This is a genomic window from Winogradskyella pelagia (assembly GCF_017581965.1).
Lineage (GTDB): Bacteria > Bacteroidota > Bacteroidia > Flavobacteriales > Flavobacteriaceae > Winogradskyella > Winogradskyella pelagia.
On sequence record NZ_JAGEVF010000001.1, the window covers coordinates 48152 to 74376 of the forward strand.

A 26225-nucleotide genomic window follows, 5' to 3' on the forward strand; every position below is an offset into this window, starting at 1 on the left:
CAATTAAAGACAAGTTTTACAAGTACATTCAAGAATTACAAGACAGTATTTGCTCAAATCTAGAAGTCGTTGATGGCCAGGCTAAATTTAGGCAAGACCTCTGGAAACGTCCAGAAGGTGGTGGTGGACGTACTAGGGTTATCGAAAACGGTAATGTATTTGAAAAAGGAGGTGTTAATATATCAGCTGTGCATGGCAAGCTTCCTAAAGCTATGCAAGTTCATTTTGGTGTTAAAGATGCTGATTTCTTTGCTTGTGGTTTAAGTTTGGTATTGCATCCTAAAAATCCTATGGTACCAACGGTTCACGCCAATTGGCGCTATTTTGAAATGTATGATTCCGAAGGGAATATTGCCGATCAATGGTTTGGTGGTGGGCAGGATTTAACCCCTTATTATTTGTTTGAGGAAGATGCCAAGCATTTTCACAAGGTATGTAAAACCGCTTGCGATAAGCACCATCCTGAGTTTTATAAAAAATATAAGGAGAAATGCGACGATTATTTTTACAACACCCATCGCAATGAAGCTCGTGGTATCGGCGGATTGTTTTTCGATTACTGCAAAGCCACAGATGATATGTCCATGAATCAGTGGTACAACTTTGTGACTGATGTAGGCGATAGCTTTCTTTCTGCCTACATACCTATTGTTGAAAAACGAAAAAAATTACCCTATACAAAAGCTCAGCGTGATTGGCAGGAAATAAGACGAGGTCGCTATGTGGAATTCAACCTTGTCCATGATAAGGGTACTTTGTTTGGACTAAAAACCAATGGACGTATTGAAAGCATCTTAATGAGCTTACCACCGCATGTTCAATGGGTATATGACCATCATCCTAAACCAAGTAGTGAAGAGGAAAAATTACTTAAAGTATTACAAAAACCTAAAAGCTGGATATAATTATGTTTCCAATTAGAAGACATCGACGATTAAGACAAAATGAAGCTATAAGAAGCTTAGTAAGAGAAACTATTATAACACCAAATGACTTTCTTGTACCACTCTTTATTGTTGAAGGTAAAAGCGTTAAGGAAGAAATTACCTCCATGCCAAATTATTACCGCTATAGTCTTGATTTTCTAAAAGACGAAGTAAAGCTACTTTGGCGGTTAGGCTTGCGGTCTGTATTACTCTTCGTAAAGGTTGATGATAGCCTTAAAGACAATAAGGGCACTGAAGCTTTAAATCCTAATGGATTAATGCAGCGTGCTATAAAAACAGTAAAGGAAGTATGTCCAGATATGCTAGTAATGACTGATGTTGCTCTCGATCCTTTCTCTTCGTATGGCCATGACGGCATTGTAGAAAAAGGAAAAATAATTAATGATGCCACGGTTGAAGTTTTAGCTGAAATGAGTATTTCTCACGCTGAGGCTGGTGCAGATTTTGTTGCACCAAGTGATATGATGGATGGGAGAATCTTGAGGATTCGTGAAGGCTTGGACCAATCTGGTTTTATCGCTACAGGCATAATGAGTTATTCAGCAAAGTATGCTTCAGCCTTTTACGGACCTTTTAGAGATGCTTTAGATTCCGCACCTGTAGACATGGCAAATGTCCCTAAGGATAAAAAAACCTATCAGATGGATTCTGCTAACAGAAACGAAGCTATTCGAGAAACAGAAATGGATATTAATGAAGGTGCTGATGTTGTTATGGTAAAACCAGGCTTGTGTTATTTGGATATTGTCAGGGACCTTAGAAATAATTTTGATATCCCAATTGCGGTATATCAGGTGTCTGGAGAATACGCCATGCTAAAAGCTGCGGCAGAAAAAGGGTGGTTAGACCATGACAGTGTAATGCTAGAGCAAGTGACTTCCATAAAAAGAGCTGGTGCAGATATCATTGCGAGCTATTTTGCTAAGGATGTTGTTAAATTGATTTCGTAACTTCGTACCAACTAATCTTCAATGAATTAATGGGCTTACTCATTTTTTACGCGGTTATATCTATTTTCTTTTCGTTCTTATGTTCCATTTTAGAGGCTGTATTACTTAGTATTACACCAACCTTTATAAATCTCAAAAAAAAAGAAGGTAAAGCCTACGCTAATGATTTGGAGGAGTTGAAGCAAGATGTGGACCGCCCTCTAATCGCCATTCTTACTCTAAATACAATTGCCCATACCGTTGGTGCAATTTTGGTTGGAGTGCAAGCTAAAGTAGCATACGCCGAGTCTCTGGGAACTGCAAAACGAAGTCTCTTTGGTATTAATTTCACTGAAGATGTTATGGTAGGTGTGGTTTCAACCGTTATGACCATTCTTATTCTAGTAGCTTCAGAAATTATTCCAAAAACTATAGGAGCAACCTATTGGAAACAACTCGCAAACTTTACGGCTAAAGCTTTAAACGTACTTATATTTCCATTAAAATGGACGGGTATTCTGTGGCTACTCCAACTTACTACAAAACTAATAGGTGGAAAAGGGCATGGTAGTGTACTAAATAGGGAGAGCTTTGTAGCCATGGCAGATATTGCGCACGAAGAAGGTGTCTTTGAAGAAAGTGAAAGTAAAGTCATAAAAAATCTATTGACCTTTAAAGAAGTCCAAGCAAAAGATATTATGACACCTCGTACTGTAATGAAAACTGACGATGAGAAAACTACAATTGAAGCCTTTTTCAACCAAAACCAAAATATCCGTTTTTCTAGAATCCCTATTTATACGGACGAAGCTGATAATATTACAGGTCTAGTCTTAAAAGATGAGGTATTTAAGGAAATGGCATTAGGCAATGGCACAAAACCTTTGGGTGATATAAAACGGAAAATTATTATTGTAAACCGAAGTATGCCAATTCCAAAACTGTTTGAACAATTAGTAGAAAGCCGTAATCATATGGCTTTGGTCGTGGATGAATATGGCTCAGTAAGTGGCTTAGTAACCATGGAAGATGTTATCGAAACACTTCTTGGACTTGAAATCATGGATGAAAGCGACAATGTCTCCGATTTACAATTACTAGCAAGGCGCAGTTGGGAAGCTAGAGCGAAGCGCCTAGGTCTGATTGAAAATGACAATCCAGAAAATTAGTGGCTTTTAAGCCATGAAAATACAATAAAACAACAATCCTTATTGTAGTCTTTCAATAAAAATCATCGTTATGAAAATTCTGAAAAAAATAATCAAATGGTTAGTTGGATTAGTTGCTCTAATTGTTATTCTTGCCTATATTTTTGATTATGACTACATTTTAAAAGGTGTAAGGGTGGTCTACTTTACTGGCCATGTCACAGCCTTTATAGATGATTACCCTTATTTTGAAAATGACACCATTAAAAAAGGCTTTCAAACGGATGTTTGGCCTCTAGATAAAACATACAATACTGCATCTCCAACGGGGAGGCTCACAGCAACAAATATAAAATTTGGTACAGTAGCCTACCTCATCATAAAAAATGACAGTATTTATTACGAGTGGTATGCAGATGGTTACGGAAGAGATTCTAAAACCAATTCCTTTTCTATGGCTAAAAGTATAACTTCATCACTTTTGGCCAAGGCCATTATGGACGGTTATATCGAAAGCTTGGACCAACCTATTAGTGACTTTTATCCACAATACGACTACGCTGAAACTACAGTTGGTGATTTAGCTTCAATGGCTTCTGGCCTCGATTGGATTGAACACTACACCAGCCCTTTTTCAATAACAGCACGCGCCAATTATGATGATGACTTAGCGGAAACTATCTTAAATCAAAAAGTAGTTAAGGAGCCTGGCAAAGAATTTGAATATTTAAGTGGTAGTACGCAGTTACTTGGAATGGTTATTCAGAAAGCTACAGGCACACCACTGGCCGACTACTTGTCTGAGAATTTTTGGCAACCTCTTGGTGCATCAAACAATGCCCTTTGGCAATTAGATGACGACGATAACCGCCTAGCTAAGGCCTTTTGCTGTATTTCTAGTAATGCAAGAGATTTTGCGCGCTTTGGTAAGCTTTACAAAAATCATGGTAAATGGAACGGCCAACAAATTCTTGACTCCACATACGTGGCAAAAGCGACAACATCGCGCTTTAAAGGCGAACCTTATGGCTACGGATTTTGGATTAGTGATTATCTAAATAAACATATTTTTGCCATGAGAGGTATTTTAGGCCAATACGTCATAACTATTCCAGAAGACAATCTCATCGTGGTTAGACTTGGTCACCATAGAAGCCCAAACCTAGTAAATTCCTTTCCTGAAGACTTCTACATCTACATTGATGAGGCTTATAAATTGCTAGATTAAATTTCTTAAGGTTTTGTTATTTAACATTTTAATACAAAAACCCTAAGAATTTTCTTATTTGCTTTATAAAAAAATTAAATCAATCAAAAATGAAAATACACACGCTTACTCTTGGCCTACTATCATTATTTATGTCTATAGGTTTTTCACAAAATGAACACAACTTAGATTTCGAAGATTTAGAAAATGACGAAGCCAATGGGTGGAATCAATTTGGAGATGGAAGTCACAAAATTAGCTTTGACAATCAAAACTCTCAAAACGGAAAAATCTCAGGTGTTATTGAAAACTCCTCAGACTCTGAGGGTTTCAAAGCCCTGGCCTATACGATTCCGGCCGACTTTGGTGGTAAAAGAATTAAACTTACAGGATATCTCAAAACTGAAAATGTTGAAGGTGGATATGCTGGTTTGTGGCTTAGGGTCGATCCTAATATTGCCTTCGATAATATGGCTTCACAACAAATTAAAGGGACCAATGACTGGACGAAATACGAAATTGAGTTAAAGTTTAATTCAAGAGCAACTCAAATTGTTCTTGGTGGATTACTCGTTGGAAAAGGAAAAATATGGGTAGATAATTTTGAAGTCACAATTGACGGTAAGCCCTTGGAGAAAGCTCCAGAAAAAGAACTAGCTAAAGCACAAAAAGACAAAGAATTCAATGAGGGGTCAAAAGTTAGTATTGCTAACCTAGATTATGACACCATAACTGATTTAGAACTCTTAGGCCGTATTTGGGGATTCTTAAAATACCATCACCCAGCAATAGCAACCGGAAATTACAATTGGGATTTTGAATTGTTTAGAATACTCCCTGAATATCTCAGCGCAACATCAATTGCACAACGTGATGGCATTTTAGTGACTTGGATAGAAAAATACGGTGAGGTTAAGCCCTGCAATTCTTGTAAGGCACCTTCTGAAAGTGCTTTTCTAAAACCAGATTTAAAATGGTTAAACCGTGAAGATGTTTCCGTGGCACTAAAACAAGCCTTAAAGACCATTTATGATGGTAGATATAAAGGAGAAGACCATTATTACATTGGTACTTATCCTGGTGTAGGGAATCCTGAATTTAAAAATGAAGAGCAATATAGTGATATGTCTTATCCTGATGATGGTTTTAGATTATTAGCGCTTTATAGATACTGGAATATGATACAGTATTACTTCCCATATAAACACCTTATGGATAAAGATTGGAATACAACATTGGCGGAATATATCCCAGAGTTTATAAATGCGAGTGATGAGTTAGAATATGAAATTGCAACTCTTCAGCTCATAGGAGATCTCAAAGACACACACGCTAATTTGTGGGATGGAAACGATAAAATTCAAGAACAACGAGGAGAGTATTTTGCCCCAGTACATGTTAGATTCATTGAAAATCAATTAGTAGTAGATGACTTTTATGTTGACGAGAAGAGTAAAACTTCAGAATTAGAAATTGGTGATATTATAACCCATATAAATGGAAAAGCTGTTGCTTATATTGTTGAAGAACTCAGTCCATATTATCCCGCTTCTAATCAACCCACACGACTTAGAGACATAAGTTTTGATTTGCTAAGATCTAAGCAAAATTCCATTGATATTACTCTTCAACGAGATGGACAAAATATTGAAAAATCTATTGATTTATTCCAAAGGGAAGCTATTAAAGGCTATTATAGATGGTACAAAAAACGAACCGAAAGAAGTTTCAACAAAATTAGTGAAGGCATTGGTTACATAACTTTACAAAATATCACAGAAGACGATATTGAAAATCTTAAAGAAGAATTTAAAGATACTAAAGGGTTAATTATTGATATAAGAAACTACCCATCCATCTTTGTACCTTTTAGACTTGGCAACTTTACAAATTCTAATCGCTCAGATTTTGTTAAATTTACAAGAGTCAACCCTGATAACCCTGGCGAATTTAATTTTGACAAAGGTCTCAAAGTAGGTATAAAAAGAGGTTGGTCCTATAAAGGACAAAAAGTAGTAGTTTTAGTAAATGAGCTATCACAAAGTCAGGCAGAATACACGGCAATGGCTTTTAGAGCTGGAGATAAAACTACAGTTATTGGAAGTACAACAGCAGGTGCCGATGGCAATGTGTCAACGATTTATTTGCCAGGTGGTATGCGAACTATGATTTCTGGTATTGGTGTTTATTATCCAGATGGAACCGAAACTCAACGCATAGGTATAGTACCAGATATTGAGATAAAACCAACCATTAAGGGTATAAAAAACGGTAAAGATGAAGTGTTAGAAAAGGCTATTATGCTCATTAACAATGATATTAAAAACACAAAAAAACTAAAAGACTAAAATCCATGATTTCTAAGCTTAATCTAGAAAATATTTTATTCTTAGATATAGAGACCGTCCCAGAGACCGAAAGCTTCTCTGAGCTTAATGCTACTAAAAAAGAGCTTTGGAAAGCCAAATCACAGTATCAACGTAAAGATGAATTCACGGCAGATGAGTTTTATGACCGAGCTGGTATTTGGGCAGAATTTGGAAAGATAATTTGTGTTTCAGTTGGATATTTTCATTTTGAAGGTGATATCAGATATTTTAGAGTCACCTCATTTTATGGAGATGAAGTACAAATTCTCAAAGACTTTAAAAATCTGGTAATTTCACATTTCAGCCAAAACAAACATTTGCTATGTGCGCATAACGGTAAGGAGTTTGATTTCCCTTATATAGCAAGACGCATGATTATTCATAATATTACTTTACCATACAAGCTTAACTTATTTGGCAAAAAACCATGGGAAGTTCCTCACCTAGATACCTTGGAGCTATGGAAGTTTGGCGACTACAAGACCTATACTTCGTTGAAACTATTAACCAACGTCTTAGGTATTCCTTCTCCAAAAGAAGATATTGACGGAAGTGAGGTTTACAAGGTGTACTACAAAGACAAAGACCTAGATCGCATCATTAAGTACTGTGAACGCGATACAATCGCCGTAGCTCAAATTCTTTTACGATTAAGAGGAGATGAGCTTTTGCATAAAAATGAAATAAAATATATATAAAAAACCCTGAAGTTCACCTTCAGGGTTTTTGATTCAAAACAATGATTTAGTTAGTTTCTAATGAACTTTTTGGTAATTATTTCTTCACCATCATTAACTTCTATAAAGTAAACGCCTCCTTCTAATGTTCTTACATTAATAGTACCAGAGGAATTTCCACGAAGAACAGTTTTACCTGTTATATCCATTATCTTAAAATCAAATACTTGTAATTCTGGGAATTCAATATTTAAAATATCTCCTTTAACCGGATTTGGATATAATCTCATGTCGACTTCTGCCAATTCTGGAGACTCAAAATATCCAACCACTTCGAGTTTGTCATTAGACCCTCTAGCACTTCCAGAAATACCTGTAATGGTCACTTGATCTATAAAAATCTGATCATTATTCCCTGACGCATCACACTGGAATCGCAGACCAGAGTTCGCAGCAAAATTGTATTGTGAAGCTGGTATGGTCACAGTAGCATTATAGAAGGTATTATTATTGATATCAATACCTCTTGTCCAAGTCTGTACCGTAATCCATTGGGAGCCATTAAAGAATCTTAACCAGAAGTCTTCCCCATTCTCCATACTTAAGACATAAAAATAGAAATCGACTTCAACCTCATTAAATGAAGTAACGTCAACATTAGATAGTGTCATGGACGAGGCTACTCCAGAATTATCTCTAATTCTAATAGAGAAATTATTTTCAAAAGATCTAGCAGGGTCATTTCGTCTTGCACAATCACTTCCGCCATCTGTCCATCCATCCAAGCCAGTCTCAAAGAAGCCTTCGTTAAGCACTACATTAGAAGTGCTACATGGCGCACAAGAGGAACCACCGCAATCAACACCTGTTTCGTCACCATTTTGAATACCATCAGAACAAGTCGGTGCTGCAAGCGTTGTGATACTGGCGGTGTTACTTTGTGATGAACTATTACCAGCGGCATCATTAGCAATGACATAGTAATTATAATTTGTGCTTTCTGCCAATCCTGTAACTACGTATGACGTTCCTGTTACATTGACTAAGAAAGATCCGTTCTCAAATAGGTCATAATCTGTAACGCCTACATTATCAGTTGCTCCGCTCCATGACAAGTCCACTGAATTTTCAGTGATATTACTTGCCACGATAGTTGCTGGTGATGGTGCTTGCGTATCTGGCGCCGGAGGACCAACTAAGGACACGTCATCAATAGCAATATCCGCTTGCCAGGTTCCTCCTGTAACTCTGTTGAAGCGTAACTGAATACCACCACCAACATAAGCATTTAAACTTATGCTCGCCGTTTGCCAGGCATCACCAAGGTTTCCACCACTGTTCCATATTGATACCCAAGAAGCACCTTCATCATCAGAGACTTCTAAATCTATGGTTCCCATATTGGTAGAACCAAATTGGTGGTAACTAAAATTAAAAGTCGCTTCGGTTAGACCCCTTAAGTCAAAACATGGTGATGTTATTATTGCTCGCTTGTTAGGGTATCCTGTGTTATTCCCTGAGGCTTCTACATAAATATAGAAACTACCTTCAGTAGCGCTAGATGGTCCTGTTCCGCTTGATGGTGTCCCGCCAGAGTTAACCGACCAATTTAAATCATCTGCTGAAGATTGAGACCATGCACCAATTGAGCCTTCAAAGCCTTCTGAATATGGGAAAGAACTAACTCCTCCTGTACATCCAGAAGATGGTTGAGAAACATTAACCGTTCTTACCACCTCATTTGCAGCATTACCAGCACTATCGCTAACATTATAGGTTACTTGATATGTGCCAGCAACATTTGTATTAACAGTTCCTGCGATCACTAAACTTGCTGTTAAATCACCATCGATATTATCGGATGCGGTTGCGCCTTGCTCTACATAAATATCTCCAACTATGAGATTAATGGTCGATGCGCCAATTAAGGTAATGACTGGTGCGGTTGTATCTGCAGCTACATTAACAGTACGAGTAACTTGATTTGCAGCATTACCTGATGAATCACTTACATTATAATTAACCAAATATGTCCCGGCAATTGATGTATTAACATTTCCGGTAATTACAATATTTGATGAAATATCACCATCAAAGTTATCCGTTGCTGTCGCACCTTGTTCTATATAAGTATCACCTATATTCAGATTTAAAGTAGAATTTCCATTGAGAGTAATCACTGGTGCAGTTGTATCTGGATTTACGTTAACTGTTCTTGTTACCTCAGTGGCCGCATTACCTGCAACATCACTAACATTATAAGTCACAACATAAGACCCTACTAAATTGGTGTTTACTGTGTCTCCACCTATAACAATACTTGAAGTTAAATCACCGTCAACATTATCTGTAGCCGTTGCTCCAAGCTCAGTGTAAGTATCTCCCAATTCTAAATTTACCGTTGAGGCACCGTTTAATGTTATCACAGGTGCTTCAGTATCTGGGCCATTCCCCTCAATGACAATTGTATAATCTTCAACTTCACCGTATGTAAATGAATCGCAAGGGCCAACATTTGCGTTATAACTGAGCGTTACACGCATTCTAGTGGCTGCTTCAGCTGCACCCGAAGGTACTGTAAATGATCCTGAAATAGGAGTCGCCTGTGTTGGCGCTTGAGTGAATACCTGTTCTCCAGCATCTAGAAAATCACCATCACGGTTATAGTCTATCCAAACAGAGTAGCCTTCACTGTAAACCGTTCCTGTCCATGTTGGTGTTATGGTTATTGAATATTGAGTGTCTTTAGTAAGTGTTGTTGAAATATTAGTAAAATCTGAGTAAAACTGAGGTCCAGAGGTATTGTCAATAGTATTTAACTGAACCCGACTAATATATTCATCATTGGTGTTGGTACTAGCAGAGTTACAATAATTTAACTGTACATCTGTGGTCGTAAAAGTAACCGAACTACTGTAGGCTGATGTCGCTCCGCCAGAACATGTACTTTTTACTTGAGACTCGTATTGCGTTAAGGCTGTCAATCCCGTTAAACTTTCAGAGATGCCAGTTACAGCAGTAGTAATCCATGGTGTAGTGCCTGTTTGACGATATCTTAGATCATAAGTCGCTCCTGGTACTGCGTCCCAACTCAATGTTGCCGTTGTTGTAGCAACATTTGATGCTGCAAGTCCCGTTGGGACTGTAGCGTTGCATACTACCGGCGGACCAATGGTAAAGTTAGTGTTAGAAATATCAAAGAAAATATTATTAGCACCTCTAACCATTACTCTATTTTGGTTACCCTGAACATCAGGGACTACAATATCATGAGAACCATCATTTGGAACATTCGTTGCTAACGCGACAGTGTAAGTGTCCCCTCCGTCAGTTGATAAGAAAATATCAACATTGGCAGCATTAACACCATTACCAGTAGTCCCAGCGACATCCCAGGTTACAGACTGAAGGGTTCCTGCATTCCACGTTACATTCGTATTTGGTGAATTTACTATGAAAGGTCCAGCAGTTCCATTAACTGAAATCTGAACATCATCACTGTTATTTGTTGCTCCGCCAGGACGATTATCCCTAACTGTTAGTCTAAAATTGAGTGTTCTTGCTACGTTAGGCACTGCTTCCCATTGCCATGATGTACCACCTGTTTTTATAGTAGAAAGACGTGGAAAGTAACGCTTATTATCAGTTGTAGGGTTAAAGGACCTAAAAGCAACACCAGAAGTAGCATTCACCGATGGAAAGGTCGTTGCGGCATTATTTTCATCAGCTTGTTCCCAGCAATACGTTAAGGCATCTCCTGGGTCGTTATCACTTGCTGTCCCTTCTAAAACAAAAGGCGTTCCACGTGGAATGGTATAATTTGCACCTGCATTAACCGATGGAATTGAATTTCCTGTATTAGTGTTGGTTTGACAACTTGTGGTTTTAATGTAATTAGTAACCTGCTGAATTGTATACCAATGAAAATAAGGATCGCTGTTAGACTGAACGTCTGTTGAACCAGTAATACCAGCATAGCCCATTATTGTTGACCCACTACCTGGTTCGTAATGAGCATTGGTCCCTTCATTTCTAAAAGAAAATGTATGATTCCCTCCAAACTGATGACCCAATTCATGGGCAACATAGTCTACATCAAATGGATCGCCTTCTGGAGTAGAACGTGAAGTAAATGCACTTCCTTTTTGTCCATTGACACAAACACAACCAATACATCCAGCATTTCCATTATCTGATGCTCTTGCGAATAAATGACCAACATCGTAATTGGCTTCTCCAATAACATTGGTCAGTACATTTTGAACTTGACTGTTAAAGCTACCATTAGAATATGGATCTGTATTACCATTAGTGTAAATGATAGCATCATTATTAGGTATTAAAACCATGGTAGAGTTAAAATCATTTTCAAAAAGTCCATTTACCCTTGTCATTGTAGTATTTATTGCAGCGAGGGCCAAAGCCACAGTACCACCGTGATACTGAGTATACTCTCCAGTAGCAGAAACGGCTAATCTGTAAGTTCTTAGAATGGCATCATCTGCGTTTCTTAGCGCTGTATTGCCCGAAGCCATTACTTGGTTCATCCGCTCGGTAACTTGACATTCAAACTCGTCCGTATAATCAGTTCTGCTTTGTCTATTAAACACTATGTGTGAGGATGAATTTCTATCCAAGGGTTCAATGAAAGTATAGGGTCTATCCGAGGAAATAATCATACCGCTAAATCCTTGAGGAGAAAGGCTAAATCGTATTATTGAAGTCGGATTATCTAAGCCTCTACCCGCATATGACCTAATATTAGGATAACGAGCTTGTAGTTCTGGATGCATAACCGAGGCTTCCATAATAGCATAGCGTTCCATTTTGCCATCGGCATTAGGAAAGGAAATCGTAAGGCTAGATGCATTATTTGCTCCCCTTTGAGGGGCATTTACCAATGCCTGTCTTAAGGCATCAATGTTTAAATTGTAGGTTTGTGCACCTTTTAATGTTTGGTGACTTTTTTTTGTAATTCTTGCGGTGCTTACGGTTTCTTGCTTCCAAAAAGCATTATCCTGAGCCCAAGAAAAGTTAAACCCAATCAAAGCGATTAGGCATAGTAATCTTAATTTCATAAAGTTGACGGTTATTAGATTAATAAATAGCGATAACGTAAATTACCTAATTATTTTAATAAAAAACCAATTGTTAATATTTTCTTAAATAAAAATGAAATTTTTACGGAAAAACCGTACTAAATTGTAAGATTAGCCGCTCATTCTAAACATAGAACCCCAAACAATTATATTGTTTGGGGTTCTATAAATTAGTTTCAATAGCTTCTATCTCAAAATAATCTTTTTCGTAATTGTAGAAGTATCATTAGTTAAAGTAACCATATAAACTCCTTTAGTTAATTCAGAGGCATTTACAGTATTTGTAGTATTAAAAGTATCTAAATCTGTTTCTAAAACAGAACGTCCTTGTATATCAAATACGGTCAAACCTGTTTGAGAGGTCAATTGTCCATTCACTATGATTTGATTATTCGCATTGCTAAAAATTTGAATGTAATCAAGTGCCGTTTCATTTGTACTTAATGCATTAGCATCAAATCTCAAATAAAAGCGTCCAACACCACTTAAATCAGAATCTGCTGTAAAAGTATATTCAGATGTGGATAACAACGTAAAGGTATTACTTTGAACATCCTCTAAATATATATCAGAATTTAGTCCTGAATTGGTGAGTCTAATGGTAGCTTGTTGGCCTTGACCCAAGTATACACCTAGTGGAATAATAGGGTTGCTATCAATATCTGTAAATGCTAAAGATTGCACAGACATCTCCATTCCCATATTATTTTCTGCCAAATGTGTGAAAATTGAAAAATCTGTCGCTGCTCCACCAAAATGTTCAGCATCATAACCAAGGTCTAACCCTAGCGAAGCATTATTAGTTAAATATAAGTCCGTACTTGCAAAATTAGAACCAGATTCTATTTCTATAATTGCACGCTCAATCGGATTAGATGCCACCATTCCATCAACAAAATCGTCTGAGCTACCAGATGCGCGCATAGAAGGCGTAAATGTAATATTAGCACCACCTGATTTAGAAGACACAAAGAATCCTTGACCTGGAGCAATTAATGTATTTGGATTGAAATCTGAATAGGCTAAGTTCCATATAGTCCAGACACTACCGTTAGAATTATCGGCATCATAACCGTAAACGGCTGCACTTTGAGCATCTAGCTCGGAAATATTCGCCGCTAGAAAATCTGATAACCTAATATATGATGGATAAGGATTACCTATGAGGTTCCATTTGGCAAAATTAGTTCCTGTTCGCTCAATTGATAGATTTACTGGTCCTGTTGTTACAGCACCATTGAACATAAATGTTCCGTTATCTGTTGACGCTGCACGATAACCAGTACCAGCATCCAAAGTAGCAGATTCTGAATTTGTATAAAGCATATATTCGTTAACAGGTTTTTCAAAATCACCAAATAAAAATACCGTTTGGTCACCATTGGCAAATACATTAGTATTATTCGACAGGAAATCTGTAAAGACCTCACCACTTACTGGTGGGGCGATTAAATCGTTGCCATTTAAATTTGAATTGGCATGTCTATGGTAAACAACATCGCCTGAAACTATGCCAGAAACTAAAAGACTAGAAAACTCATTAGAATCAGAATTTAGCACAAACTGCCCGTTATTAGTAACGTTGCCGTTAACCGTAATTGCATTTGCTTTGTCCAAGTTTAATGTCGCTCCGGTATTTACTTCTAGATTATTTACTGTGAAGTTTGAAGTGGCGTTGTATGACCCATCTAAAACTAGAGCATTTTCTGCTCCTGTACTTGAGTTTGGAGCATTAGGTGTCCAATTGTTGTTTTGAAACAACAGACCATTAAATAAGTTTACGGTATAATCCTCGACTTCTCCGAAGCCAAATACTTCACATTCTGTTGGTATCGCATTATATTTCATGGCTACCCTCATTCTTGTGGCTCCATTTGGAATATTAGATGGCACTGTAAAGTTGCCGCTGACAGAAGCTGCTGTGGTTGGTGCTTGCGAAAATACTAACTCTCCAGTATCTGAAAAATCACCATCTCTGTTGTAATCTATCCAAACTGCATAACCCTCAGAAAAAGTTCCTCCAGGCCATGTTGGTGTTATCGTAATGCTATATTGCGTGTTTTTACTCATGTAAGTTGAAATACTTGTAAAATCAGTATAGGATTGTCCTGTTGAACTATTATCTATTGTGTTAACTTGAACTCGACCTATAAATTCTTCACTAGGATTATTCCCCTGTGATGGGCAATAATTTAATGGAGAAGCTGATAAGCCAATTTGATCAATAGCCATATCACTTGCAAAACCGTTTCCGGTTGTACCGACAAAACGTAGTTTAATGATTTGATTGTTATAAGAACTCAAATCTATGGTCTCAGAATTCCAAGTATTACCTAAATCTCCTCCTGTTGAAAAAATATTTACCCAGTTATTTCCGTCATCATTAGTAATCTCAACATCTAAGGTCCCTTGATTTGCTCCAAATAAGTGATAGTTAAATGTTAACAAACCATTATTTAAAATATTAAGGTCAAAACAGGGGCTTTCTAAAATAGCTGTTGCATTAGATCCAATTTCACCAGGACTACCATTTAATGAAGCTTCAAGGAATAAATAATTTCCACCACCAGTAATATCATCTGATGGACCTGTATTGCCAGAAGGTGTTCCACCAGCGTCTACAATCCAATCACCGTCATCGCCAGAGGCCTGCGTCCAATCTCCTAGGTCAGAATCAAAAGTCTCTGCATACGGAAACGTGTTAACCAAAGTCCCTGTACAAGTGATTACGTCAAGCGTTGTAAACACAAAGGAACTTGAATAAGCAGATGTTGAAGACCCACATCGTGTTCTTACTTGCACTTCGTATTCAGTTAATTGCGTTAAACCATTAATTGTGAAACTTTCAGTAGCTACATCAGTAATTTCATTCCATACTGATGTGCCTGTCTCTCTGTATCTCAAATCATAAGTGGCAGATGGAATGTCGTCCCAGATCACCGTTGCGCTTGTATCTAAAATAGAACTTGTAGTTAGACCTGTTGGCGTAGTGGTAACACATGGTATTGTAAGGCCGATGACTTTAAAATCATCTATAAAAAAGCCTTCTCCGTTAGCTGAATAATTTTCGAAATTATTATTGGAATCTGATTCCATTCTAAATCTAAACGATACGTTAGGCGACCCAAATATAGATGGATTGTTAGTCGCATCGATTACGATTTCTTCCATCACCCATTTGTCCATGCGGTCACCATCATATAAATGTCCAGAGCTATTATTGCCTTGGAAAGGTTCGTTAGCATTTGGTTTATTAGCATGGTCATTGGTACTAGCTGTTGAAGATGGCTTAGTATATTTGCCGTTTAAATTTATCCAGGTTGTACCATTAGTCGATGCTTGCAGCTCAACGAAATCAAAATTACGCTCTAAGTCCCACTTAGTGTAAAACTGAACTAAGACCTCATTAGAATTGGATAAATCGTAGGTATTAGAGGTTGTTAAAGTCTTTTCGGTTCCATTAGCATATGGTACGGCATTACCTGTTCTTAATGCGTTAGAATTTGAGTACGCATCAGCCGTGGTATTACTCCAACCACTATTATTCCACCCGGTTAATCCGTCAGTATCTGGGTTGTGAGCAAAAATCACTGTTGGCTGATAGTATTTTTCAATCGTAGCCTCATAAAAAACACCATCGTCATTAGATAAAGCTATCGTGAATTCAATTTTTTCATTAGGTTGAATTCCTGGGTCTAGTGTCATTGAAGCTGAAACATTGCGCTGCTCTAATACAGATATCCCAGATTGAGTTCCTGGTGAACTAATATTTGTGATATTTGAAGAAACTGGTGTCAAGGTTAAGGTAAAATCACTTGGCGCTTGACCTACCCGTTCAATTCCAAAATTTAGTGTTGGATTTAAACCTGTAATATCACTCTGAGTTAAATCGTGAAATTTTGCATATTTTCCACCATAATAAGCATTCATCAACGAAATACGCATCGATTGCTTTGCTATTGGAATAATCGTTGAAGGTGTTGGCCAAAACCATTCGCCTCCATGCTCTGGTGTAGTTGCTATGATGTTCTGTCCTGAGCCAACAGAAGTATTTCCGTCAGCACTTCCTCCTAGCATCCAATCATCCGCAATACCATTAGCTGGTGTAAATATTGTAGCACCCGAAACGTAGCGGTTATACTTGGTCATATCTTCATGCCAACTGTGCATTTCATCCTCTCTACCAGAAACAAAAGTTGGGTTTCCACCATAAGGGTGCGGAATAGAATTAGCAAAAGAGTGATTCCAAATAGCTGTTTTAAAACTACGATTAAGAATAAAATCAACCATGATTTGTGTTTCCGGTTCAGAAGCTCGAGACGGTCCTCTGTAAGAATCACTGGTAGGTGTACCTGAAGATCCAATACCTGCAGAACCCCAGAAATAATCAAAGTTTCTGTTTAAATCGACACCTCTATTATTACTTGTATTAGTAGTACCTCCTGTATTTGGTCTTAGATTTTTACGTTGCATACCGCCTCCATCTCCAGAAAGGACACTATCTAAGTGTTCATTCCAACGCAAACCATCAGGGTTAACGACAGGAACAAAATAAAGTTCATTGTTGTCTACTAAGTTTTTGATTGCTAAATCGGTATCATAATTCTCTATGATGTACCACATAAAATACATATTGTTCATTAAGGCACTGACCTCACGTGAGTGGATCATAGAAGTAAATAAAATCTGTGGTTTAGTTCCTTCTGCAGTTGAACTTTCATTACCAGTTATCCTTATATAGTAAATGGTTTGCGGGTCCCAACGTGTGCCACCTTGACCTGAATACGTCGCAGGACCATTATCTTGCAGGTTAGTAATAGTATTTGCCGGATTTCCCCAGGTTCTTTGACCTGTAGGGGAAGCATCTTGTTTAACTGAGACAATATCTAAGCCATTATTCACAGAAAAATCTCTCATGTCATCGAGTTCAGATAAAACTTGACCAAGAGTATAACAACCTCCCATAGAACCAAGCTCAAAATTCGCTGGCTTTACCCAGTCTTTCTCATTGAGTTCGGAGAATTGTAGATAATTATCAATTGTAGAATTTGAGATAGACCCTCTCTGTTGCATATTAGCGCTACCATCTGCTAAAGCTCGTGCATCTTCTAGTTGTGCAGCAAGTATTGCTGTAGGTAAATCTTGTTTTGCTCGCTCGGCATAAAAGGTAGAAATATCACTTATTTTAGTCTGATAGGAAACACCTAGGCTATCTAAAGTATCTCTGTCTGAATCGGAGATATCTATAGTTATATTATTCCCTTGTTCTTCATGCGTAATTCCGCAACGTAGGTCAACACCTTGTTGTGCCAACAAGTTAAGGGTTGACGCATCTGGGTTAAAAATAGTAATTCTTGAAAAGCCATCTTGCGAAAAGCTAAATTGAACAATAGATAGAAGTGTTACAATTAAGTAGGTAATTTTTCTCATTAGTTTGGGGTTAATGGATTTTATCGGTGCTAATATAAAATTTATATTCATATTTTATCCATAAAATGCATATTTATTCGATGAAATGCAGGGTTAAAATTCATACAGAATAGTAAATCATTGATTTTATGCGTATTAAACCATTATCTAATTTTTAGATAAAACCACGTATATGGATTAAATTCTGAAAAAATTATCTTTACATATGACAAATTCTCTTCTTTTAAAGGTTGAATCCTTAGCAATTTCCTTTAAAAACAAGGACCGTTACACGGAAATAATAAAATCTATTTCCTTTGAATTGCCTGTAAATTCGATTACAGCTATCGTGGGTGAATCTGGATCTGGGAAATCTGTTACCGCTTTAGCGCTTATGGGATTACTCCCTCCAAAGCTTTCAAAACTTACAAGTGGAAATTTATTGTTTATGGGAAAGCAACTAATTGGACTCCCTAATGAGCAATTCCGTAAAATCAGAGGAAAAGACATTGCAATGATTTTTCAGGAGCCTATGAGTTCATTAAATCCATCCATGCGCTGTGGGAATCAGGTTGCAGAAATTCTTAAAGAACATTGTGCCCTGAGCGAACTAGAAATTAGACAAGAAGTGCTTAATTTGTTTGAACAAGTAAAGCTGCCTAATCCAAATAGAATATACAAAGCATACCCACATGAAATTTCTGGCGGACAAAAACAACGCGTTATGATTGCTATGGCCATAGCTTGTAAGCCCAAACTTCTCATTGCAGATGAACCAACTACAGCACTCGATGTTACCGTGCAAAAAGAAATCTTAGACCTCCTTAAAGACATTCAGGGAAAAACGAAGATGAGCATTCTATTTATTTCTCATGATTTAGCTCTGGTTTCTGAATTAGCTCATAATGTCATTGTGATGTATAAAGGAGAAATAGTGGAACAAGGCACCAAATCTTCTATTTTCAATACCCCAGAACATCGCTACACCAAAGCACTAATTGGTGCAAGACCTTCAACAAATCAAAGATTAAAATCTCTTCCGACCATTTCTGATTTTATGTCTAACTCGTTTAGAACCCAAATCATCACTAAAAAAGAACGACAGAAAAAACACAATGAATTATATGCCCAAAAGCCACTGCTAGAAATTAATGACGTTAAGAAAACATACGTGTCAAAAGTAGGCTGGTTTAAAAAAGATAGTCACTTTAACGCTGTAGATGGTGTCAGTTTCAATGTTTATCCTGGCGAAACTTTAGGTTTAGTTGGCGAATCTGGTTGTGGAAAATCTACATTAGGTAATGTGATTCTTCAACTAGATAAAGCAACTGCCGGAACCATAGTCTACAATGGTAAGGATATTACGAATTTAAGTAAACCTGAAATGAGACAACTCCGAAAGGATATCCAAATAATTTTTCAAGATCCTTTTGCCTCGCTCAACCCAAGGCTTAGAGTTGGTGAAGCCATTTTAGAACCAATGAAAGTTTATAATATAGGAAACAACTCTAAAGATCGTAAACAACGTGTTTTGGATATTTTAGTTAGTGTCGGTCTTACTGAAGAAGCTTTTGACCGGTTTCCACATGAATTTTCTGGTGGCCAAAGACAGCGTATTGGCATTGCCAGAACCATTGCCCTAAAACCCAAACTTATCATCTGTGACGAATCCGTTTCTGCATTGGATATCTCTGTACAGGCCCAAGTCTTAAATTTACTAAATGACCTTAAGGTTAAATTTGGCTTTACCTATATTTTTATTTCTCATGACCTCAGCGTTGTAAAATATATGGCAGACCAATTAGTAGTAATGAACAATGGGGAAATTGAAGAAATTGGAGAAGCAGATAGCGTGTTTGCAAATCCACAAAAGGATTATACAAAACGGCTCATAAATGCCATCCCCGGCCGTATCGAAAAAGCTTAACTTATTTCTATTAAAACTATAACCGCTCAATAACATGCAAGTAAAAATCACATTATATCTATTAATAAGTCTAATTGTTTCGAGCTGTATGGATCCTAAAGAAGATATATCCAATATTTCAATAGAACATGAGAGTATTTCCCATAAAGTAGATTCGCTGATGTCATTAATGACTTTAGAGGAAAAAGTTGGACAAATGAATATGTATTCTGATTTTTGGGAGGCAACTGGACCTCTGCCAACTGAAGCAACGTCAAAATATAAATTCGACCACTTAAAAAAAGGGATGGTAGGTGCTATGTTAAATGTTCATGGTGTAGAACACATCAAAAAAATTCAACAAATTGCTGTTGAAGAGTCTAGACTTGGCATACCGCTTCTTTTTGGCTATGACGTTATTCACGGGTTTAAAACAATTAGCCCTATTCCACTTGCCGAAGCAGCGAGTTGGGATTTAACTGCTATTGAAAAATCTGCTAGAATTGCAGCTATTGAAGCTTCAGCGACAGGACTTAATTGGACTTTTGCTCCCATGGTTGATGTTACAAGAGATGCACGTTGGGGCCGAGTAATGGAAGGAGCAGGGGAAGATCCTTATCTAGGTAGTAAAATAGCGATTGCCAGGGTTAAAGGATTTCAGGGAGAAAATCTCAGCGACCTAAATACCATAGCAGCATGTGCCAAACATTTTGCGGCCTATGGATTTGTTGAATCTGGGAAAGAATATAATTCTGTAGATATTGGAACGTCTACCTTATACAATATTATTTTGCCGCCTTTTAAATCAGCTGCTGATGCTGGAGTAAAGACGTTTATGAATTCCTTTAATGATCTTAATGGAATCCCTGTTACAGCAAGCAAAGAATTACAAAGAGACTTGCTAAAAGGGCAATGGAACTTTCAAGGTTTTATAGTTTCTGACTGGGCATCTATTAAGGAACTTATTTCTTGGGGATACGCAAAAAACGAAAGTGAAGCTGCAAAATTGGCTGTAAGCGCAGGAAGTGATATGGACATGGAAGGATACGCATACATTAATGCGCTAGTGGACCTTGTAAAAGAAGGGGGGGTTGATGAACAAAAAATAAATGATGCCGTTTCAAGGATTTTGAGATTGAAATTTGAATTAGGCCTTTTTGATAACCCCTACAAATATTGCAATGAGGCGGTTGAAACAGAAAAATTAGGACATAAAACGCATCATACAGCCGCATTAGATATGGCAAAAAAATCTATTGTTCTTCTTAAAAATGAAACCAATATTCTTCCCTTAAAAAAAACCGGACAACGAATTGCCTTAATCGGACCATTGGCAAATGATAACCACAGCCCACTCGGAAATTGGCGAGCGGCAGCAGAACCTAATAGTGCAGTTTCCGTTTTAGAAGGAATGGCTTCTTTTAAAGGAAATTCCATTGTTTATGAGAAGGGTGTCGATTTAGTAAATGGTGATATCTCATTTGCAAAAGAAGGTGAAATAAATATGACAGATACAAGTCAAATAAAAACAGCTGTCAAATCCGCTTTAAATGCAGACGTCGTTATTATGGTGCTTGGTGAACATGGATTTCAGAGTGGTGAGGCTAGAAGTAAAACCAACTTAAATCTACCTGGGCTTCAGCAAAAATTATTAAAAGCTGTTTATGAGGTCAATCAAAATATAGTTCTCGTCTTAAATAGCGGAAGGCCATTGGCCATTGATTGGGCGGCAGAACATATACCCAGTATAATTATGGGTTGGCAACTAGGCTCTCAAAGTGGAAATGCTATTGCTCAAGTTTTATACGGTGATTATGTGCCAAGTGCTAAGCTGCCCATGAGCATTCCAAGAAGTGTTGGTCAAATACCAATATACTACAATCATAAAAACACTGGAAGACCAACTAATAGAGAAAATAATGTATTTTGGTCGCACTATTTAGACTCTGAAAATTCCCCCTTGTATCCGTTTGGGTTTGGCCTTAGCTATACCGAATTTAAATACGGAAACTTAAAAACAAATCAGGACAAATATACCGTTGATGATATAATAGAAATTTCAGTTAAAGTTTCAAATATTGGATCTTTTGATGGCAAAGAAGTGGTTCAGCTCTACATCAGGGATTTGCTTGCATCTATAACAAGACCAGTTAAAGAATTAAAAGGATTTAAATTAGTGAAATTTAAAAAAGGAGAAACTAAAAAAGTCACCTTTAATTTGTCAAAAGAGGATCTTGGTTTCTATAACAATACAGGAGAATTTGTAGTTGAACCTGGTGAATTTGAAATATTCATAGGTGGAAGTTCTGAAAGTAGACTAAATACAACTATTACACTTAAATAGTCCTGATTATTAAAATAAAAAATATTCACACCATAACTAATATAAGTTATAGCATGAATATCTTCTTAGTTAATTTTAAAACATTGGAGACTAACTGCAATGTACTTTTAAAATTAGAAACGACGCTGTTGTCGTTAAAAGTAGGTTCTGGTAGATTTGGGTCTGTTTTCATAAGCGGTTATTTATGATAGATTTGGGGCAAATCATAAATTAAGTTTATGGTAAATTTGGTTAACTAGATTTGGGAGTGCTAATATGAGATAAAATTCAATTAAATCGGTTAAAAACCATTATAAATCGATAAAGTGCATATTTTTTTAACATTTATAAGAATTACAAACCAAATAATCCACAAAAAAACCACTTCAAAAAGTGGTTTTTCTGTCTAAGAAAACTGTTAGTTATATTTTCATTTCCGGAATATTACCTTCTATAATAAGGTTTCCCGCTGTGGCTTTTTCTATATCTTCTACTGAGACACCTGGCGCACGTTCTAAAAGTTTAAACCCATCTTCTGTTACTTCGAGAACTGCCAAATTTGTTACAATCTTTTTTACACAGCCTACACCTGTCAAAGGCAATGAACAACTTTTTAAAAGTTTAGATGCTCCTGCTCTATTGGTATGCATCATAGCAACAATTATATTTTCCGCGCTCGCCACAAGATCCATAGCACCTCCCATACCTTTTACCATTTTACCTGGAATTTTCCAATTAGCGATATCGCCATTTTCTGAAACTTCCATCGCACCAAGGATTGTTAAATCTACATGTTGTCCTCTTATCATCGAAAAACTCATTGCCGAATCAAAAAAACTTGCTCCTGGTAATGTGGTAATGGTTTGCTTACCTGCGTTAATAATATCAGCGTCCTCTTCGCCCTCAAAAGGAAATGGCCCCATACCGAGTACACCATTTTCACTTTGAAACTCAACTTCAATATCTTCTCTTACAAAATTGGCAACCAAAGTAGGTATACCTATACCTAGATTTACATAGTAGCCATCCTTAACTTCTTGAGCTATTCGTTTTGCTATTCCGGTTTTATCTAACATATTATTTACGTGGTCTTACTGTTCTTTGCTCTATTCGTTTTTCAAAATGTGCCCCTTTAAAAATGCGTTGCACAAAAATTCCAGGAATGTGTATTTGGTTTGGGTCAAGTTCTCCTACAGGTAATAATTCTTCAACTTCCACCACGGTAATTTTAGCAGCACCGCACATATTTGGATTAAAGTTTCTGGCTGTTCCCTTAAAAACTAAATTTCCGGCCACGTCACCTTTCCAAGCTTTTATAAATCCAAAATCTGCATCAAAAGCATGCTCTAAAACATGCATCTTTCCATTAAATGCTCTAGTTTCCTTCCCTTCCTCTACTTCTGTTCCATAGCCAGCAGGTGTGTAGAAAGCTGGGATTCCTGCCTGAGCTGCTCTACAGCGCTCAGCGAGGGTGCCTTGTGGAATTAATTCTACCTCTAGCTCTCCAGATAGCATCTGGCGCTCAAACTCATCATTTTCACCTACATATGACGAAATCATTTTCTTTATTTGCCTTTGCTGAAGGAGTAGCCCTAAGCCAAAATCGTCAACACCAGCATTATTAGAAATACAAGTTAATCCCTTTATATTTCGCTTTACCAATTCGGCGATAGAATTTTCTGGAATTCCCGAAAGACCAAAACCACCAAACACAAAGGTCATATTGTCTTTTACACCATCTAATGCCTCAGAGACATTAGCCACTGTTTTATTAATCATAAAACTAAATATTTGTTTACCGAAAAATACAAAACTGAAGGCAGAAATCATTACAATTTCCGATAAGAAAACTAAGTGAATTTAGAAGTCGACCTCGATTTCATCGAGAGGGTTTGATTCTTCTTTAAGGTCTCCTTCCTCTACAAAATCACAGTTTACATTGATACTCAATTCTTCAGGTTTATCAAACTCATCTTGTGAAACACTGAGGGTTGCGTCAGCATAACAGGCCTTCATATACAAGCCCCAAATTGGCAATGCCATAGACGCACCTTGTCCATAAGTAATAGAACTAAAATGAGCGGCTCTATCTTCTGCACCTACCCAAACGCCTGTTACCAAATTTGGCACCATACCCATGAACCAACCATCACTTTGGTTTTGAGTGGTACCCGTTTTACCGGCAATAGGATTTGTGAGTTCATAGGGGTATCCTGTCATTATTTCCCTGTAAAGTGCATTCCATTTATCAAAGCCCTTATGTCTTAAACGACGGCCTGATCCAGCTTGGGTAACACCTTCCAGAAGATTAACCGTCACATAAGCCACTTCTTCACTCAAAACATCGCGACTTTCTGGTACAAATTGATAGAGAATGGTCCCGTTCTTATCTTCAATCCTCGTAACCATTACGGGCTTATTGTAAACTCCTTTATTAGCAAAGGTAGAGTAGGCTGCCACCATTTCATAAATACTAATATCTGGTGTCCCTAAGGCAATTGCTGGTACAGGTAAAATATCTTGTTCAACCCCTAACTTCTTAGCCATTTCTGCAACAGGTTGAGGTCCTATCTCATTCATCAATCTTGCAGTTATTGTGTTTGTAGAGCTCGCTAAAGCTTCTTTTAAGGTTTGAACACCAGAGTAATTACCATCTGAGTTTTTAGTGGTCCAAGGCTCCGGATTCCCAAATTTATTGGCCTCAATAGTAATTGGTGATCTTGGGAATGAATCGCAAGGCGACAGTTGTAACTGATCTATGGCCGTAGCATACACAAAAGGCTTAAAGGTTGAGCCTACTTGACGTTTACCTTGTTTCACCATATCATATTGAAAATGTTTGTAGTTCATGCCACCTACCCATGCTTTAACATGACCCGTTTGCGGATCCATAGACATCATTCCTGGTCTAAGGAAAGATTTATAATAACGCATTGAATCTATAGGTTTCATAATGGTGTCTACCTCACCAGCCTTGCCATCAATCCATTTAAATACCTTCATTTCAATGGGTTCATAGAACGTTGCTTCAATCTCCTTTTCGGACAATCCTTGATTTTTTAAAATTCGCCAACGCTCTCCTCTCCGCATACCATCCTTTAATAATTTATTAATTTCAGCATTAGTCAATTCTAAAAACGGTGCTGTAGCGTTACGTTCTGGCGTGTTCTGATGGTCGAATTCTGCCTGAAGTCTAGGCATATGAAGTGCAACAGCCTCCTCAGCGTATTTCTGCATACGAGAGTCTATTGTTGTAAAAACCTTGAGCCCATCGCTATTGATGTTGTATTTGGTGCCATCGGGCTTTCTGTTCTTTTCATCATTTACCCAGTTTTTCATAAAAGCTCTTAAATACTCTCTAAAGTATGTAGCTATTCCCTCTCTGTGCGTCTCTGGAGTAAAATTTAAATCAAGGTCCGTATTTTGTAGGGAATCCTTAACCTCCTGAGAAATATATTCATATTTAGCTAATTGAGCCAAAACAACATTTCGCCTATTCTTTGTTCCAACAGGGTTTCTTGATGGAATTGGATTATATAAGGACGAATTTTTAAACATCCCAACCAACATGGCAGATTCTTTTAAATCCAATTCTTTTGGTTCTTTACCAAAATAGATTCTAGCTGCTGAACGTATACCATCGCCGTTATTACCAAAATCATAAATATTAAAGTATTGCGCTATAATTTCTTCTTTGGTGTATTGACGCTCTAATCGAATGGCAATAATCCATTCCCTGACTTTTTGCAAACCGCGTTGAAACTTATTTTTAGAAACTTGATCTGTGAAAAGCTGCTTTGCTAATTGCTGTGAAATAGTACTAGCACCTCCTCCCCTTCCTGTCAAAGCTCTTAGAAAACCTCTTGCATCAATACCTGAATGATTATAAAAACGAATATCTTCAGTTGCAATTAAAGCATCTACTAAGTTCTTTGGTAAATCGTCGTAGGCTACGGGAGTTCTATTGTCGTTGAAGTAAAATTTACCCAAAGTTTCTCCATCTGAAGATATGATTTCAGTTGCTAAATTGGTTTCTGGATTTTCTAATCTTGTATGGTCTGGCATCTCGCCAAGAAATCCCCAAGACGCTAATAAAAACAATAATAATACAGCTACAATTCCTCCCGCAAAGACCATCCAAAACCAGCGGATGTATTTTGAAAAGTCTAACGTGTCTGAATTAGATTTTTGTGTTTTCTTTTTTGCCATAG

Annotated in this window: 13 protein-coding genes; 8 read left to right on the forward strand and 5 right to left on the reverse strand. The window is 37.3% G+C overall.

What is annotated here, in order from left to right; genetic code table 11:
- Positions 1-2 precede the first annotated feature (2 nt).
- From hemF to J4050_RS00290, 6 genes are all read left to right on the forward strand, one after another.
- Positions 3-905: an oxygen-dependent coproporphyrinogen oxidase gene (gene hemF / locus J4050_RS00265; RefSeq protein WP_208152332.1), complete on the forward strand. Its 903-nt coding sequence runs from the start codon at positions 3-5 to the stop codon at positions 903-905.
- 2 nt (positions 906-907) lie between these two features.
- Positions 908-1897: a porphobilinogen synthase gene (gene hemB, locus J4050_RS00270; RefSeq protein ID WP_208151939.1), complete on the forward strand. Its 990-nt coding sequence runs from the start codon at positions 908-910 to the stop codon at positions 1895-1897.
- Positions 1898-1926: 29 nt separating this feature from the next.
- Positions 1927-3045: a CNNM domain-containing protein gene (locus J4050_RS00275; protein WP_208151940.1), complete on the forward strand. Its 1119-nt coding sequence runs from the start codon at positions 1927-1929 to the stop codon at positions 3043-3045.
- A 70-nt stretch (positions 3046-3115) separates the two neighbouring features.
- Positions 3116-4252, forward strand: coding sequence for a serine hydrolase domain-containing protein (locus J4050_RS00280; RefSeq protein WP_208151941.1), 1137 nt, complete (start codon positions 3116-3118; stop codon positions 4250-4252).
- An 89-nt stretch (positions 4253-4341) separates the two neighbouring features.
- Complete coding sequence (locus J4050_RS00285) at positions 4342-6579, forward strand: S41 family peptidase (RefSeq protein ID WP_208151942.1); 2238 nt, start codon at positions 4342-4344, stop codon at positions 6577-6579.
- Positions 6580-6584: 5 nt separating this feature from the next.
- A complete protein-coding gene (locus J4050_RS00290; RefSeq protein WP_208151943.1) occupies positions 6585-7298 on the forward strand; it encodes a 3'-5' exonuclease in 714 nt (237 codons plus the stop codon).
- Between the two features lie 50 nt (positions 7299-7348).
- On the opposite strand, the gene J4050_RS00295 is transcribed toward J4050_RS00290, so the two are convergent.
- Both J4050_RS00295 and J4050_RS00300 read right to left on the reverse strand, forming a co-directional pair.
- A complete protein-coding gene (locus J4050_RS00295) occupies positions 7349-12355 on the reverse strand; it encodes an immunoglobulin-like domain-containing protein (RefSeq protein WP_208151944.1) in 5007 nt (1668 codons plus the stop codon).
- A 207-nt stretch (positions 12356-12562) separates the two neighbouring features.
- A complete protein-coding gene (locus J4050_RS00300) occupies positions 12563-17806 on the reverse strand; it encodes a M14 family zinc carboxypeptidase (protein WP_208151945.1) in 5244 nt (1747 codons plus the stop codon).
- Between the two features lie 205 nt (positions 17807-18011).
- Here J4050_RS00300 and J4050_RS00305 point away from each other — a divergent pair, with 205 nt between their 5' ends.
- Both J4050_RS00305 and bglX read left to right on the forward strand, forming a co-directional pair.
- Positions 18012-19712, forward strand: a complete 1701-nt coding sequence (locus J4050_RS00305; protein ID WP_208151946.1) for an ABC transporter ATP-binding protein — start codon at positions 18012-18014, stop codon at positions 19710-19712.
- 34 nt (positions 19713-19746) lie between these two features.
- Entirely contained in the window at positions 19747-22035 is a 2289-nt protein-coding gene (bglX, locus tag J4050_RS00310; protein ID WP_208151947.1) for a beta-glucosidase BglX, read from the forward strand.
- A 401-nt stretch (positions 22036-22436) separates the two neighbouring features.
- On the opposite strand, the gene J4050_RS00315 is transcribed toward bglX, so the two are convergent.
- The 3 genes from J4050_RS00315 to J4050_RS00325 all read right to left on the reverse strand — a co-directional run bounded on the left by J4050_RS00315 (position 22437) and on the right by J4050_RS00325 (position 26223).
- Positions 22437-23090 (reverse strand): CoA transferase subunit B, encoded by a 654-nt coding sequence (locus J4050_RS00315; protein ID WP_208151948.1) that lies wholly within the window; start codon positions 23088-23090, stop codon positions 22437-22439.
- A 1-nt stretch (position 23091) separates the two neighbouring features.
- Positions 23092-23793, reverse strand: a complete 702-nt coding sequence (locus J4050_RS00320) for a CoA transferase subunit A (RefSeq protein ID WP_208151949.1) — start codon at positions 23791-23793, stop codon at positions 23092-23094.
- An 81-nt stretch (positions 23794-23874) separates the two neighbouring features.
- A complete protein-coding gene (locus J4050_RS00325) occupies positions 23875-26223 on the reverse strand; it encodes a penicillin-binding protein 1A (protein ID WP_208151950.1) in 2349 nt (782 codons plus the stop codon).
- Positions 26224-26225 lie beyond the last annotated feature (2 nt).